This window comes from Pseudomonas sp. ADAK13 (assembly GCF_012935715.1).
Lineage (GTDB): Bacteria > Pseudomonadota > Gammaproteobacteria > Pseudomonadales > Pseudomonadaceae > Aquipseudomonas.
Window position 1 is genome coordinate 5468185 of sequence record NZ_CP052860.1, and the last position, 14748, is coordinate 5482932.

Consider the following 14748-nt stretch of genomic DNA (forward strand, 5'->3'; position numbering starts at 1 on the left):
TCCGTTAATAGAGCTTCTTGAAACAAAATGAAACATTTGTCGCGGGCAAGCCTCTACCGTAGCCCCATGACGAGTGCCTCTATGAAAACGCCGCGTCCCTCTTCGCGAATGCCCCACCTCACGCAACTGCGCAACTTGAAGATGGCGCGCTCCGCCCACGCTTATGTGCGGGGCAGTACGGTTCAGTTTTATGAGTGGCTGCACAGCCAGCATGGCCGGCGCTTGCCCCACGGGCCGGCGATCTGGATCTGTGGCGACTGCCACGCCGGCAACCTCGGGCCCACGGGCGACACCAAGGGCCGGATCGACATGCATATCCGTGACCTTGACCAGGCGGTGATCGGTAACCCGGCCCATGACCTGGTGCGCCTGGCGTTGTCTTTGGCGACTGCTGCGCGGGGTTCGGATTTGCCGGGGGTGACCACCGCCCGCATGCTCGAAGAGATGATGGTGGGGTATGCGCAGGCGTTTAAGGACAAGCCCGACGAAGCACCGCCGCGCCCGTCCCAGGTCAAGGCCGGGATGCGCAGTGCGGTGGAGCGCACCTGGAAAAATCTGGCCCGGGAGCGTATCGAAAGCACCCGGCCGACGATTCCGTTGGGCAAACATTTCTGGTCGTTGTCCCGGGCGGAAAAGTCAGCCCTGGAAACGTTGTGCGCCTCGGATGAAATCCACCGGCTGGTCACCTCCCTTAAAGGCCGGTCCAACGATGACCAGGTTGAGTTGCTGGACTCGGCGTATTGGGTCAAGGGTTGCAGCTCCCTTGGGTTATTGCGGTATGCGGTGTTGTTGGGGGTAGGGGATGGGGCTGATCAGGAGTATTGCCTGATCGATATCAAGGAAGCGGTTGGCGCTGCGGCGCCGCGTGCGGCCCGGGCGAAGATGCCTCGGGATAACGGCCGGCGGGTCGTGGAGGGCGCACGGCATTTGTCACCGGCGTTGGGAGAACGGATGCTGGCGACGCGGTTTCTGGACCACGGGTTTTTCATCCGTGAATTGCTGCCCCAGGACATGAAACTGGAACTGGATGAACTCAGCGAAATAGATGCGATGCACGCGGCCGGGTACCTGGCGCGGGTGGTCGGCGTCGCGCATGCACGGCAGATGGACCGGGATACGCGCAAGGACTGGATGGCGATGTTGCAGGAGAACCGCTCGAAGCGGCTGGATGCGCCTTCGTGGCTGTGGACCAGCGTGGTGCAGTTGGTGGGGAGCCACGAGGAAGGGTATTTGAATCATTGCCGGCGGTATGCGCTGGAGCACTGACCCGGGAAACATCTGAATCACTGTAGGAGCTGGCTTGCCTGCGATGGCATCACCGCGGTGTATCTGACACACCGAGGTGATGCCATCGCAGGCAAGCCAGCTCCTACATGAGCGGTTTCAGGCCAGGTATTTCTTGAACCAACCCAACGTCCGCTCCCACGCCAGATTCGCCGCCGCCTCGTCATACCTCGGCGTCGAATCATTGTGGAACCCATGATTGGCGCCCTTGTAGATAAACGCCTCATACGTCGTACCCGCCGCCTTCAACGCCTTCTCATACGCCGGCCAGCCCTCGTTGATTCGCGTATCCAGTTCACCGTAATGCAGCATGATCGGCGCCTTGATCCGTGGCACGTCCTTGTCTTGCGGCTGGCGCCCGTAAAACGACACCGCCGCGCCCAGTTCCGGATACGCCACCGCTGCCGCATTGGTCACGCCGCCGCCGTAGCAGAACCCGGTGATCCCCACCTTGCCGGTGCTGGCGTCGTGGTGCATCAGCCATTCGATGGCGGCGAAGAAGTCGTTCATCAGTTTCTCGGGGTCGACTTTCTGCTGCAGTTCCACGCCTTTCTCATCGTTGCCGGGATAGCCACCGACAGAGGTCAGGCCGTCTGGCGCCAGGGCAATAAACCCGGCCTTGGCCAGCCGGCGGGCGACGTCTTCGATGTATGGGTTCAGCCCACGGTTCTCGTGCACCACCACCACCGCCGGCACCTTGCCGGTGGCCTTGGCCGGGCGCACCAGGTAACCCCGGACGTTGCCGTTGCCCTTGGGTGACGGGTAGGTGATGTAGTCGGCGACGATCTCCGGGTCGGTGAATTTCACTTGCTCGGCCAAGGCATAGTTGGGGCTCAGGGCGGCGAGCAGGGCCGACGCCGTCAGCCCGCCAAAGGTGAACAGCGCCGCGCGGTCGAGAAATTCCCGGCGGTTGATCTTGCCGTGGGCGTAGCCGTCGTAAAGCTCCAGCAGTTCAGGGGCGAAGTCTTTGGCGGTCAGGCGAGTCATCGGTGGCGTCCTCGATTAGCGGTGGGACTGAATGTAGACCAGTATCAGGCTTCCCGGCCATGGGCCGCGGCGGCCAACCGCCCGGTGTCGACCCGCACGAACACCGAGTCGCCAATTGCCGTCAGCACGCCATCGGCGTACACCTCGCATACCACGCGGGTCTTGCGGCCGACCTCACCCTCGACTTTCGCGCGCAAGGTCAGCGGCACGCCCATCGGCGTGGGCTTGATAAATTTTATGCCCAGGTTACCGGTGACGCAGTCGATACGCGGCAGGGTCCCCGGTTCACGCTGTTCGGCCTGGTAGTGATAGGCCATGGCGGTCCAGTTCGAATGGCAGTCCACCAGCATCGCGATCAACCCGCCGTAGACCAGGTCTGGCCAGCCGCAGTATTGGGCGTCGGGCTGGTGCTCGGCGATCACGTGGATGCCGTCGGCGTCCCAGCGGCTCTTGATGTGCAGGCCGTGGGGGTTGCTGCTGCCGCAACCGTAACAGACGCCTTCGGGGGCGGTGGTGTCTTGCAGGGAAAGCGCGGGCATCGTGGCTCCTTGTTGTTTGAGTTCCGTCGGGGCACGAGCCTAATGCCAGGCGCGGGAATAAATCCAGCACCTACGCTGTTACTACTGCACAGCGTGTTCATTTCCAGTTGAGAACCCCATGAAACGTCGATTGCTAGCCGCCTTCCTTACCCTCGGCACCTTGTCCAGCGCGTATGCCGTGGAATACACCGACGTCAACCCGGCGGCGAGCACTATCAGCTTCACCTATGACCAGATGGGCCAGCAGGTGTACGGCACCTTCGGCACGTATTCGGCCACCCTGCGTTTCGATACGCAAAACCCCGCCGCCGCCAGCACCGTGCTGACCATCCAACTGCCGAGCATCAATGCCGGCAGCGACGACGCCAACACCGAACTGCCCAAGCCCGGCTGGTTCGACATGACCACCTACCCGTTGGGCACCTTCACCTCCACCCACATCACCGACCTGGGCGACAACCGCTACCTGTTCAGCGGCAACCTGACCCTCAAGGGCCAGACCAGGCCGGTGGAGGTCAAGGTGGCCCTGAAGGAGCAAAGCGGCATTGGCGTGTTCGACGGCGAATTCGTGCTCAAGCGCGACGACTTCAAGATCGGCGCGGGCGAGTGGGCCGACAGCGTGGTGTCGAACGAGATCCTCATCAAGTTCAAGATGGTTGCGCCTGAACGCTGAGAGCTGAGACTCTGGCGACTCTGAATAACCCCCGGTAACGTCATGGACGATATTGCTTACAGCGACAAACAACGCTGGCTGGCCCTGACCCGCATCAACACCCTGTCGGTGCTGTCCCAGATTGTGCAAATCGGCACCATCACGCCGTTGCTGTCGTTGTCCCTGGAACAGAAGGGCGTGGACCCGGCGAAAATCGGGGTGATCGTCAGCGCCTCGTGGATCGCGATCCTGCTGCTGTACAAGGTCGTGCCACGGTTGTTGGGGCACCGGGGATTGGTCAGGGCCAATCTGCTCAGCGTGGTCCTGACTGTGCTGGGGCTGATCGGCATGACGCTGACCAGCGAGCTGGCGCTGCTGTTCGCGTTGAACTTTGTGCTGGGCATCGGCTTGATCCTGCGCTGGATCGCTTGTGATACCTGGATCGTCTCCGTGGCCACCGACAGCGAACGCGGCCGGGCCATTGGCGTGCACGAAACCCTGATGGGCCTGGGAATTGCCGTCGGGCCCTTGCTGCTGGTGGTGTTCGGGGTCGACAGTGCGATTCCCTATTACGCCTGCGCGGCCATCGTGCTGCTGTCCGGCGGCCTTGCGTTGAGCTTGAAAGGGCACGATTCGCGGCCGAAAACACCGGCGGAGAAACGCCACGGCAAACTGTTCAGCGTGATCCCGGTGGCGTTGTGCGGCGCGTTTATCGCCGGGTTCTCGGAGACCTCATCGGTGTCCTTCCTCGGTGCCTACAGTCTCTCGACGGGCTATGTGCTGACGGCGGCGACGTTGCTGATCTCGGTATTCGGCATCGGCGGTACCGTGCTGCAACTGCCCATCGGCTGGATGGCGGACAGAAGCTCGTACAAGACCGGCCAGTTGGTCTGCGGCCTGGTGGTGCTGCTGGGCACCCTGGCGATTCCCTTCAGCCAATCGCTGCCGTGGTTGTCGACGCTGATCGTATTTGTGTGGGGCGGCGCGATTGGCGGCATGAACACCCTGGCGGTGATCGAGGCGGGAGACCGGGTGGCCGAGCATCAGGTGTCTACCGCGATGACTGCGATTGCGCTGTTCTACACCCTGGGCAGCGTGCTCGGGCCGATTGCCACGGGGGCGACGGTGTCTTACGTCAGCCCTCATGGCTTGATGATCAGTGTCGGCGTGGCCGGTGGACTGTTTATCGCGTTGCTGATGTTGAGGAAGACCGCCTAGCGCGCAAACTTTTTCGCGCCCGCCACACAGGCAATCACCGCGACCGTCACCACCAGCATGCCCAGGCTCACCTGCTCATGCAGCAGCGTGGCCGCCAGTGCCAGGCCAAAGAACGGTTGCAGCAACTGCAACTGGCCCACGGCGGCGATGCCGCCCTGGGCCAGCCCGCGATACCAGAACACAAACCCGATCAGCATGCTGAACAGCGATACATAGGCCAGGCAGAGCCAGGCGGGCAGACTGATGCCGGTGAAAGACTGCGGGGCGAAAATCGCCGTCAGTGGCGCGACGATCGGCAGCGAGATCACCAGTGCCCAGCAGATCACCTGCCAGCCGCCCAGGGTGCGCGAGAGTTTGGCGCCTTCGGCATAACCCAGGCCGCACACCACAATCGCGAGCAGCATCAGCACATCCCCGAGTGGCGCGGCGCTCAGGCCTTGGGACACGGCGTAGCCCACCACCAGCAGGCTGCCGAGGATCGAGAACAGCCAGAACACCGGCTTGGGCCGCTCGCCGCCACGCAACACGCCGAACACCGCAGTGGCCAATGGCAGCAGGCCGACAAACACGATGGAGTGGGCGCTGGTGACGTACTGCAAGGCCAATGCGGTGAGCAGCGGGAAGCCGATCACAACGCCCAGCGCGACGATTGCCAGGGGCAACAACTGCTGGCGGGCCGGGCGCTTTTCCTTGAACAGCCACAGCAGGCACAGGCCGAGCAGGGCGGCGATGGTGGCGCGGGCGACGGTCAGGAACACCGGATCAAATTCCAGCACCGCCAGGCGCGTGGCGGGCAGTGAACCGCTGAAGATCACCACGCCGATAAAGCCATTGATCCAGCCGCTGGCGTTGTGTTCCCGGGTGTTGAGGTGGGTGGTGCGTTCCATGGGCGTAGGGCTCGATGAAGGATAAGTTGCGTCCTTCGCATCCTATGATTCACCCTTAAGACAATCAAAGAATTGTCATGGATACATCGCCTATGCCTCGCGCCCGCTACAAGACCCTGGTGGATACCTTCGCCCGGGATATCCGCTCCGGCACACTGGCGGCGGGCACCCGCTTGCCGACCCACCGCCAGTTGGCCGCCAGCCACGGTCTGGCGCTGGTCACGGCCAGCCGGGTGTACACCGAGCTGGAGGCCATGGGCCTGGTCAGTGGCGAGACCGGGCGCGGGACCTTTGTACGGGAAATCGCGTTGTCGCCGGGGCAGGGCGTCGGTCAGATCGCGGTGGCCGCGGGCATGATCGACCTCAACTTCAATTACCCGTCGCTGCCGGGCCAGACTGACCTGCTGCGCACGGCGTTGCGCCAATTGGCGCTGTCCGGCGACCTGGCCGCACTGCTGCGCTATCAGCCTCATGCCGGCCGCCTGCATGAGCGGGCGGCGGTGGCGCGGCACCTGGCGAGCCGTGGCCTGACGGTGCAAGCCGAGCAGGTGCTGATTGTCAGCGGGGCCCAGCACGGGCTGGCAGTGACCATGATGTCGCTGTTGAAGCCCGGCGATGTGGTGGCGGTGGATGCGCTGACCTATTCCGGGTTCAAGGTACTGGCCGAGACACTGCACCTGGAAATCGTCGCGATCCCGGTAACCGCGACCGGCCCGGACCTGATCTTCCTCGAAAAACTCTGTGCCCGGCGCCCGGTACGTGCGGTGTACAGCATGCCGACCTTGCATAACCCGTTGGGTTGGGTGATGAGCATGGAGCAGCGCGAGCACCTGGTGGCGATTGCCCGCCGGCATGATTTGACCCTGATCGAGGACGCCGCCTACGCGTTTCTAGCCGAGGACGCTCCACCACCCTTGGCCGAACTGGCGCCGGAGCGCACGGTGTATGTGTCGGGGCTGTCCAAGAGTGTCGCCACCGGGCTGCGGGTGGGTTTCGTCGCCGCGCCCCAGCCGTGGATGGCGGCGCTGGAACGTACGGTCATGGCCACCACCTGGAACACCCCTGGAGTGATGACTGCCGTCGCGGCGGCGTGGCTCGACGACGGCACCGTGCAGCAACTGGAAGCGCAAAAACGCGAGGATGCCCGGGCGCGTCAGACGGTGGCCGGTGAGGTGTTGGCGGGGCTCAATGTGATCCGCCATCCGTCCTCGTATTTCTTGTGGCTGCCCTTGCCGGAAGACGCCCGCGCCGACCAGATCACCATGGCGCTGGCGCGGGAAAATATCTCGGTGTCCACCGCCGAGCCGTTTGCCGTCTCGGCCCACGTGCCCCATGCCTTGCGCGTGGCGCTGGGGTCGGTGGATCGGGAGGTACTGCGCGAGGCGCTGGTGAAAGTGCGCTGGGCGGTGGAGGCGTACTAGGCCGTTTGCCGACGCATCGTCAGCAGCAGTGTGCCGAACGCGATAAAGGTCGAGCCCACTACCCGGTCCACCCACTTGGAAAATGTTGGCCGCGCAAGCAAGCCCTTGGCCTGTGCGGCGAGCAGGGCGTACAGGGTCAGCGACAATGCCGACAGCGCCATGAAAATCAGGGTCAGCACCATGAATTGCGGGAGCAGTGCGCCGTGCTGGTTGATGAACTGCGGGAACAGTGCGGTAAAAAACAACACGGCCTTGGGGTTGGTGACGGCGGTCAGGAACGCCAGCTTGTAGAGTTTCCAGGGCGAAGGGGCGTTGACCCGCGTCGGTGCCTGGGAGTTGGCGGCCAGCAATGGGTTCTTCTTGAACAGGCTTTTGGCACCCAGATAAAACAGGTAGCCGGCACCGAGGATTTTTACCCCGTTGAACACCCATTCGGAGCTGAGGATCAACGCACCCAGCCCCAGCATCGCCGCGGCGGATACGCAGAACACGCCACTGACATTACCCAGCGAAGACCACAGCGTTGAGCGTGCGCCATAGGCCAGGCTGTTGTTCAGCGCCATCAGGATCGCCGGGCCCGGGCTGGCGATGGCAATGGCGGCGACGAGGGTGTAGGCGAGTAGAGAGTGAAAATCCATGTTCAGGCTCGGCGTCTGGTTAAAGCGCGATCCTACCCCTTTTTGAGTGTGGCCCGGGAGCCCCTGTGGTGAGGGAGCTTGCTCCCGCTGGAGTGCGCAGCGCTCCCAGGGTTTTGGGGCCGCTACGCAGCCCAGCGGGAGCAAGCTCCCTCGCCACAGCAAGCTCCCCTCACCACAGCAAGCTCCTTCCTCACAGGAAAATACCCGGCTGTTATCAGAACTTGTAGGCCTGGCGCCCGATCAGCAGCCACTTGCCTTTCTGTTTCTGCCAGACCTGGAAGTTCTCAATTTCGGTAGGCACCTCAACGCCACTGTTCACCGCCTGTGCGGAAAAGTGGTTGCGCACCAGGGCGGTGTCGCCATTGAGGGTGATGGTCTGTTTTTGCATTTCCAGGGTCTTGAAGCCGCTTCTGCCGGTTTCAATGTCAGCGATGAATTCCTGCTTGTTCTGGATCTTGCCGCTGGAGTGGCCGTAGGTGAGGTTGTTCGCAGTGAGGGCCTGCAGTTGCGGGATGTCCTTGTGCAGCATGGCCTGGGTCAGGTGATCGACCGCAACGGCTACATCCTTGTCACTCGCAACAGGGGCGGCGGCTGCGTAGCCGCTGAACAGGCACAGAAAACCAATCAGAACCTTGACGTTTTGCATGGGTGTTTCCTTGTTGTTGTGGGGTACTGGTACGACACAGGAGAGATTTTGTAGTCGTCGTACAACCATGCCGTATTTCAGGCCGTCAAGGAAAGTGAAATTTCTCGTAGGCCCGTATATAGGCGCTATCGAATACCGTTGGTTGTCGTATCACTGATGAAATGGTCGGCAGTACTTCCAGAGCAAATGGCACATGGCTATGCTGTGGCCGGAACACCCATATCCCCAAGACCCTGGGCGATGCAGTGGATGAATGCCAGCACCGCAACAGCCAATAAGGACAACCACACATGACACCGGATCAAAAGTACGCGGCCGCCATGGTGCGCCTGGGTTATCAACTCAACGAGTTCAAGATCGGCGGCAACTACACGCCGCTGTTAAGGGATGGCAATCACGTTTACATCAGCGGCCAGATCCCGCGGGTGGGTGATGCCATCGTGCTGCCGGGCAAGGTCGGTGAAAGCCTCAGCCTGGCCGACGCACAGATTGCGGCGGGCGTCAGCGCGTTGCGTTGCCTGGGGCTGCTCAAGCAGGCGCTGGGCTCGCTGGATCAGGTCAAGGCGATCCTGAAGATCAACGTGTACGTGCGCAGCGCGGAGGACTTTGACCAGCAAAGCGAAGTGGCCAACGGCGCGTCCGACCTGCTGAACGAGATTCTGGGCGCAGCCGGGGCCCACACGCGCACCTCGGTGGGCGTGCTGCAACTGCCCAAGGGCGCAGCGGTGGAAATCGACATGGTCGCCGTGGCACAGGGCTGACGCCGGGTGATCGCCGGGGCCTTTGCGGTACTGGTCCACTATGGGGTGTATCTGCTTCCCGGGCTGATCCTGTTTGGCCTGTGGTTTGTCCTCACGCCGAAAACGGTGCCGGGCGTGCGCATCGTTATCCTGCTGCTGGCATTCGTGCTGATGCGCGATGCGATGACGCCGCTGGGCCTGTGGGCACTGAGCCGCGAGGTGCAGATCCAGTTCACCGCCAACCCCTTGGTGCTGGCCGCGCTGGGCGGGTTATCCCTTGGGCTGATTGCGCTGCTCTCGCGCCTGGCGCCGGAGTTGTGGCAACTCACGGTGCTGTTCAAAGGCAAGCGTGCTGCGGGCCTGGCGGTGGGGCTGGTGGCGGGGTGTTTGATCGGCCTGCCATTGCGGCTTTACCAGGGCATCGAGCCGGCGGCAATCCCGGCTTACTGGACCTGGCTGCTGGGCATGCTGGTGCTTGCCTACTGCGCCAACGCGCTGGAAGAGGTGCTGTTTCGCGGCTTCCTGCAGGGCTATCTCGAACAGCACGTCACGCCCTTGCGCGCAGCGTTGATCAGCGCGTTGGCGTTCGCCGCGTGCCATTCATTCCTGGCGCTGAGCGTGACTCAATTGGGCTGGTCGGTGTTGGCGTTTACCCTGATTGAAGGGCTGGCCTGCGGGCTGGTGCGCCTGCGCTACGGCGTGGTGGCGGCGACGGCGACCCATGGCACGGCGATTTTGCTGATTGCCGTGCCGATGGTGTGAGCCGCTTCAGGCTTGCACATCAACGCCGATGTGCGCCTGCAGCCAGTCCTTGTACACCGCGATGTTGTCCGTCGACTGGTCGCCGTTTTTCGCGGTGACGGTCTTGCCTTCCAGGCGCCCGATGTCCAGCAGGTACTGCAGACCGTTGGCTACGTGGGTGGCGTCGCTTTTGCTGAGGGACTGCACATCGGGCAGTGTGACCGCGTTGTTTTCATCGTCGAAGGTAGCCCAGCTTGGATTGGCCCTGGCGGTGGCCACTGTTTGCGCGGTCGAGCGCACTTGCTCCTGATAACTGGCTTCCAGCTTGGCCTTGATCTCAGGCGTGGCGTTCGTGACCTCAATCCTCCCGGCCCTAAGCGTGCCGTTTTCCATGGACTGAGTCAGGCTCTTCTGGGCCAGTGCGATAAGGCTGGTGCTTCCGATCATGATGCGGCTCCCTGGTTGGTAACGGGAGCACAGCAAGAGTCAGGCCATGTGCTGCAAGCCTTGTGCTGCGGGGCGACCGAGGGCGGAGAGGGGGCAGGGGTTGCCGAGTCCGGCAAGGCATTGCCTATTTCGACCGTTCATACGCCGCGGTCATCACCTGCCACGTCTGTGCATCCGCCGGAATCAAATGCTCGATGCGCAGGGACGTCACGGTGATGTCCTGCGGCATGCCGAAGGTGGTGAAGGTCGACATGAAGTTCAACTCACCTTCCCGGGAGTGGAGGCGTGTCAGCACCAGTGGCGGCAGTTCATTGGCCAAGGCCCCGGGGCTCTGCGGGGCCGGCAGGCTGTCCAGAATCCTGGCAAGTTCCGGGTTGCCCAACGCCTCTCGGGATGCCCGTTGCCAGGCGACGGTGCGGATTTCTTCAGCGTTGGCCAGATGATCACCCAGGCCGCCAGGCTGCAGCAGGGTGACCAGCAAATTCAAACCCTCAGCTGCGTCCGGCTTGATCCCCACCAGATCGAACAGCACCTGGGTACTGGCATTGGCGGCGAGCACTTCCCAATGGCTGCCCAGCACGATGGCCGGTGCAGGATTGTTCGCGTGCAGCACATGGTTGATGGCCTCGCGAATGGCTTCCATCGACGGTGACGCGAGCGGGGTCGCCTCATAGCGGGGGGCGAAGCCGGCGGCCAGGAACACGCTGTTGCACTGCTCCAGCGGGGCCTCCAGGGCCATCAACAGATTATGCAGCGTGCCCGGGCTGGGCTTGGCACGGCCGGTCTCGATACAGCTCAAGTGGCGCTGGGAAACCCCGGTGATCAGCGCCAGTTCCAGCTGGCTCAATCTGGCTTGCCGACGCAGCGCGCGCAGTTGCGAACCAGCGGTGGTGTCGGGGTTTGCGCGGGGGAAAGGTGGGCTGCTCATGGGCTGACTCTGGCCGTGCGGGTCGGTGATGTCGATGACCTGTGAGGTCATTGAGAAGGGACGGACGTTATCACTAATGTGCAGCTTCCCGAACCGTTGTCTCCAAGGAGGAGAACATGCACAGACCCTGGATCGCCCTTGTCGGGTTGTTGGCGTTTGCCCTGTACACCGTGATTACGATGCTGATGGCCGAGCACTCGCTCATGGCGTTCGGGCTTGAATTGATGTCCAGGCCGGACACCGCCCAGGTGGTGATTGACCTGTACCTGATGGCGCTGATGGCGTGCGTGTGGATGTACCGGGATGCGCGGGCCAGAGGCAAATCGTTGGTGTCGGTGTTGCCTTATTGGTTGATAACGGCGGTTTTTGTGTCCGTGGGGCCGCTGTTGTACCTCGTGGTCAACGGGTTCCGCCGCTGTTCGGGGAGCCGATGATGACGGTGTATGCCCTGTGCGTGTTGGTCCTGTTCATCAAGATGTTGGCGATCTCTTGCTATCAAGGCTATTTCCGCCTCAGGCACCTTGCGTTCATCAACAGTGAGGATGCCGGCTTCTTCAAGCGGGCAGCAAATTCGCAGGAACTGCCGCAGGTCAGCCGAGGTGCCAGAGCCTGGGCGAATGACCTGGAGAATATTCCGTTGTTCTTTGTCCTGGGTGGGTTGTGCGTCGCATTGGAGGCGACCAGCGTTGCCACGAGCTGGCTGTTCTGCACGTTCACCGTCGCGCGGGTGATGCATACGCTGATGTACCTGAGTGGCCGCCAGCCCTTGCGTACGGTCGCTTACTGCGTGGGAGTGGCTTGCCTGTGCGGGCTGGCTGGTGTGCTCGGCCTTAGCCTCACCGAGTAACCTGTGGCGAGGGAGCAAGCTCCCTCGCCACAGTGTTCTGCGTTGTTATTTAGATCGTGGACAACGCCTGCGCCAGATCCGCCCGCAGATCCTCCACATCCTCAACCCCCACCGACAACCGCACCAACCCGTCACCAATCCCCAACTGCGCCCGGGTCGCCGCCGGGATGCTCGCGTGGGTCATGATTGCCGGGTGTTCGATCAGGCTTTCCACACCGCCGAGGCTTTCGGCCAGGGCAAAAATCTTCACGTTTTCCAGGAAGCGTGTCGCACCCGCCAGGTCGCTTTTCAGGTCCACCGAAATCATCCCGCCAAACCCGCGCATCTGCCGGCGCGCCAGTTCATGTTGCGGGTGCGAGGCCAGCCCCGGGTAGTAAACCCGCGCCACCTGCGGCTGTTGCTCCAGCCACGTCGCCAGTTCCAGTGCGTTGCTGCAATGGCGCTCCATGCGCAGCGCCAGGGTCTTCACCCCGCGCAGGGTCAGGAAGGCGTCGAACGGCCCGGCAATCGCCCCCACGGAGTTTTGCAGGAAGCCCAGGCGCTCGGCCAACTCGGGATTCTGGCCCACCACTGCAATGCCGCCGATCACGTCGGAGTGGCCGTTGAGGTACTTGGTGGTGGAGTGCACCACGATGTCGAATCCCAGCTCCAGCGGGCGCTGGATCCAGGGGCTGGCGAAGGTGTTGTCGGCCACGCAGATGATGCCGCGGGCCTTGCACACCCGGGCGATAGCGGCGAGGTCGGCCAGGCTCAGCAGCGGGTTGCTTGGGGTTTCGACCCAGACCATCCGCGTGTCGTCCTGCAACGCCGCTTCGAAGGCCGACAGGTCGGTCAGGTCGACGAAGCTGAAGCGATGCCCGGCGCTGCGTTGGCGCACTTTGTCGAACAGGCGGAAGGTGCCGCCGTACAGGTCGTTGCCGGAGACCACGTGGGCGCCGGCGTCGAGCAGTTCCAGCACGGTGGAGATCGCCGCCAGCCCGGAGGCAAACGCGAAGGCCTGGGTGCCACCTTCAAGGTCGGCCACGCAGCGTTCCAGGGCAAAGCGCGTCGGGTTGTGGGAGCGCCCGTAGTCAAAGCCTTTGTGAACGCCGGGGCTGTCCTGCAGGTAGGTGGAGTTGGCGTAGATCGGCGGCATCAGCGCCCCGGTGGTCGGGTCCGGGGATTGCCCGGCATGGATCACGCGGGTGGCGAAGGCGCTTTTATCGTGCTGGGTCATGCAAGGGATCTCCGTAAGTGATTAAGCAGGTCGACGCGGGTGATCAGGCCGTGAAAGCCCGACGCGTCGGCAATGATTGCGACCAATCCGCGATCCAGTTCGGCCTGCAATTGCGCAAGGCTGGCGCTGGGCGCAAGGGTGTGAAGGGCGTTGGTCATGGCGCTGGCCACGGTCATGGAGAAATGCGCGGCGTCCTGATGCAGGCCGAGCAACACGTCCGATTCGTCGAGCACGCCCACCAGTTGCTGGCCGTCCACCAGCACCGGCAGTTGCGAGACGTCCGCCAGGCGCATGCGCTGGAAGGCGGTGAGCAGGCTGTCGTCAGGGCCGACGCTGATCACGCGGCCGTCTTCGAACCGCCGGGCGATCAGGTCGCGCAGGTCTCCGTAGTGTTTGTATTGCAGCAGGCCGGCGTCGTTCATCCATTGGTCGTTGTAGACCTTCGACAAGTAGCGCGTGCCGGTGTCGCAAACGAAGGTCACGACGCGCTTGGGTTCGGTCTGTTCGCGGCAATAACGCAGGGCTGCGGCGAGGAGGGTGCCAGTGGAGGAACCGCCGAGAATGCCTTCGGCCCGCAGCAGTTGGCGGGCGTGGTCGAAGCTTTCTTCGTCGCTGATGGAATAGGCGTGGCGCACGCTGGAGAGGTCGGCGATCGAGGGGATGAAATCTTCGCCGATGCCTTCCACCGCCCACGAGCCGGGTTCGGTCATGGTGCCGCTGCGGCTGTATTCCGCCATCACCGACCCCACGGGGTCGGCCAGCACCATGGCCAGGTCGGGTTGCACGCGCTTGAAGAACCGGGTCAGGCCGGTGAGGGTGCCGGCCGAGCCGACGCCGACCACTATGGCGTCCAGGTCATGTTGGGTCTGGGCCCAGATTTCCGGCGCGGTGCTGGTTTCGTGGGCCAGGGGATTGGCCGGGTTGTTGAACTGGTCGGCGAAGAAGGAATCGGGAATGTCCTTGGCCAGGCGGGCGGCGACGTCCTGGTAATACTCGGGGTGGCCCTTGCCGACATCGGAGCGGGTGATGTGCACCTCGGCGCCCATGGCTTTCAGGTGCAAGACCTTTTCGGTAGACATCTTGTCCGGCACCACCAGCACCACCCGATACCCCTTGGCGCGGCCTACCAGCGCCAGGCCGAGGCCGGTATTGCCGGCGGTGGCTTCAATGATGGTGCCACCGGGGCGCAGGCGGCCGTCGCGTTCGGCGGCGTCGATCATGGCCAGGCCGATGCGGTCCTTGATGGAGCCGCCGGGGTTCTGGGATTCAAGCTTGAGGAACAGCGTGCACGGGCCGGTATCGAAACGGCTGACCCGCACCAGCGGGGTATTGCCGATCAGTTCGAGCACGGCGGGGCGAGAAGCGGTAGGCATGTCGTCACCTGGCTACGGAAGGGGCGTATGGGATGGACAGCAGCTTTTACAGCATGGTTTCGAACATAGGCCGGTATCGAGCCGCTCGCAACCGGGCGGCCGCCTGAATGTCTTTTTTTGGCGCATTGCTGCTTCATCACGGAGCACGGTGGAGGGCAGCCAACCCGCCTGTTTTTTGCCGAGA

The 14748-nt window shown here is 63.1% G+C and carries 17 protein-coding genes; 8 read left to right on the forward strand and 9 right to left on the reverse strand.

The features are described 5' to 3' along the window. Positions 1–81 precede the first annotated feature (81 nt). Entirely contained in the window at positions 82–1266 is a 1185-nt protein-coding gene (locus HKK54_RS25190) for a DUF2252 family protein (protein WP_169388198.1), read from the forward strand. Between the two features lie 117 nt (positions 1267–1383). Here HKK54_RS25190 and yghX read toward each other — a convergent pair whose 3' ends face one another. Both yghX and HKK54_RS25200 read right to left on the reverse strand, forming a co-directional pair. Further along, positions 1384–2271 (reverse strand): YghX family hydrolase, encoded by an 888-nt coding sequence (yghX, locus tag HKK54_RS25195; protein WP_169388199.1) that lies wholly within the window; start codon positions 2269–2271, stop codon positions 1384–1386. Positions 2272–2315: 44 nt separating this feature from the next. Further along, entirely contained in the window at positions 2316–2810 is a 495-nt protein-coding gene (locus HKK54_RS25200; protein WP_010169743.1) for a PaaI family thioesterase, read from the reverse strand. Between the two features lie 118 nt (positions 2811–2928). On the opposite strand from HKK54_RS25200, the gene HKK54_RS25205 reads away from it, so the two are divergent. Together HKK54_RS25205 and HKK54_RS25210 are read left to right on the forward strand one after the other, a co-directional pair. Next, positions 2929–3483 carry a YceI family protein gene (locus HKK54_RS25205; protein ID WP_169388200.1) on the forward strand — a complete coding sequence of 185 codons (555 nt, stop codon included), beginning with the start codon at positions 2929–2931 and terminating at the stop codon, positions 3481–3483. Positions 3484–3525: 42 nt separating this feature from the next. Next, positions 3526–4680, forward strand: a complete 1155-nt coding sequence (locus HKK54_RS25210; RefSeq protein ID WP_169388201.1) for an MFS transporter — start codon at positions 3526–3528, stop codon at positions 4678–4680. On the opposite strand, the gene HKK54_RS25215 is transcribed toward HKK54_RS25210, so the two are convergent. Next, complete coding sequence (locus HKK54_RS25215) at positions 4677–5567, reverse strand: DMT family transporter (protein WP_169388202.1); 891 nt, start codon at positions 5565–5567, stop codon at positions 4677–4679. The genes HKK54_RS25210 and HKK54_RS25215 overlap by 4 nt on opposite strands. 92 nt (positions 5568–5659) lie before the next feature. Between HKK54_RS25215 and HKK54_RS25220 the strand changes: the two genes are divergently transcribed. Beyond that, entirely contained in the window at positions 5660–6988 is a 1329-nt protein-coding gene (locus HKK54_RS25220) for an aminotransferase-like domain-containing protein (protein WP_169389345.1), read from the forward strand. Here the strand turns inward: HKK54_RS25220 and HKK54_RS25225 are convergent. Both HKK54_RS25225 and HKK54_RS25230 read right to left on the reverse strand, forming a co-directional pair. Continuing rightward, positions 6985–7626: a LysE family translocator gene (locus HKK54_RS25225; RefSeq protein ID WP_169388203.1), complete on the reverse strand. Its 642-nt coding sequence runs from the start codon at positions 7624–7626 to the stop codon at positions 6985–6987. The genes HKK54_RS25220 and HKK54_RS25225 overlap by 4 nt on opposite strands. A gap of 214 nt (positions 7627–7840) precedes the next feature. Beyond that, positions 7841–8272 (reverse strand): nuclear transport factor 2 family protein, encoded by a 432-nt coding sequence (locus tag HKK54_RS25230; protein WP_169388204.1) that lies wholly within the window; start codon positions 8270–8272, stop codon positions 7841–7843. 290 nt (positions 8273–8562) lie between these two features. Between HKK54_RS25230 and HKK54_RS25235 the strand changes: the two genes are divergently transcribed. Then, the gene (locus HKK54_RS25235) at positions 8563–9033 is read left to right on the forward strand and encodes a RidA family protein (protein WP_169388205.1); all 471 of its coding nucleotides are present in this window, start codon (positions 8563–8565) and stop codon (positions 9031–9033) included. Between the two features lie 6 nt (positions 9034–9039). Then, entirely contained in the window at positions 9040–9774 is a 735-nt protein-coding gene (locus HKK54_RS25240; protein WP_169388206.1) for a CPBP family intramembrane glutamic endopeptidase, read from the forward strand. A gap of 6 nt (positions 9775–9780) precedes the next feature. On the opposite strand, the gene HKK54_RS25245 is transcribed toward HKK54_RS25240, so the two are convergent. Next, positions 9781–10200 carry a hypothetical protein gene (locus tag HKK54_RS25245; protein ID WP_237150985.1) on the reverse strand — a complete coding sequence of 140 codons (420 nt, stop codon included), beginning with the start codon at positions 10198–10200 and terminating at the stop codon, positions 9781–9783. Positions 10201–10324: 124 nt separating this feature from the next. Continuing rightward, positions 10325–11128, reverse strand: coding sequence for an MmyB family transcriptional regulator (locus tag HKK54_RS25250; RefSeq protein WP_169388207.1), 804 nt, complete (start codon positions 11126–11128; stop codon positions 10325–10327). A 116-nt stretch (positions 11129–11244) separates the two neighbouring features. Here HKK54_RS25250 and HKK54_RS25255 point away from each other — a divergent pair, with 116 nt between their 5' ends. Together HKK54_RS25255 and HKK54_RS25260 are read left to right on the forward strand one after the other, a co-directional pair. Beyond that, positions 11245–11562: a DUF2834 domain-containing protein gene (locus tag HKK54_RS25255; RefSeq protein WP_169388208.1), complete on the forward strand. Its 318-nt coding sequence runs from the start codon at positions 11245–11247 to the stop codon at positions 11560–11562. Continuing rightward, complete coding sequence (locus tag HKK54_RS25260; RefSeq protein ID WP_169388209.1) at positions 11562–11975, forward strand: MAPEG family protein; 414 nt, start codon at positions 11562–11564, stop codon at positions 11973–11975. Before HKK54_RS25255 ends, HKK54_RS25260 begins: the two co-directional genes overlap by 1 nt. A 49-nt stretch (positions 11976–12024) precedes the next feature. Here the strand turns inward: HKK54_RS25260 and HKK54_RS25265 are convergent, their stop codons facing one another. Then, positions 12025–13191, reverse strand: a complete 1167-nt coding sequence (locus tag HKK54_RS25265; protein WP_169388210.1) for a cystathionine gamma-synthase — start codon at positions 13189–13191, stop codon at positions 12025–12027. Continuing rightward, entirely contained in the window at positions 13188–14564 is a 1377-nt protein-coding gene (locus HKK54_RS25270; RefSeq protein WP_010169729.1) for a pyridoxal-phosphate dependent enzyme, read from the reverse strand. Before HKK54_RS25270 ends, HKK54_RS25265 begins: the two co-directional genes overlap by 4 nt. Between the last annotated feature and the right edge of the window lie 184 nt (positions 14565–14748).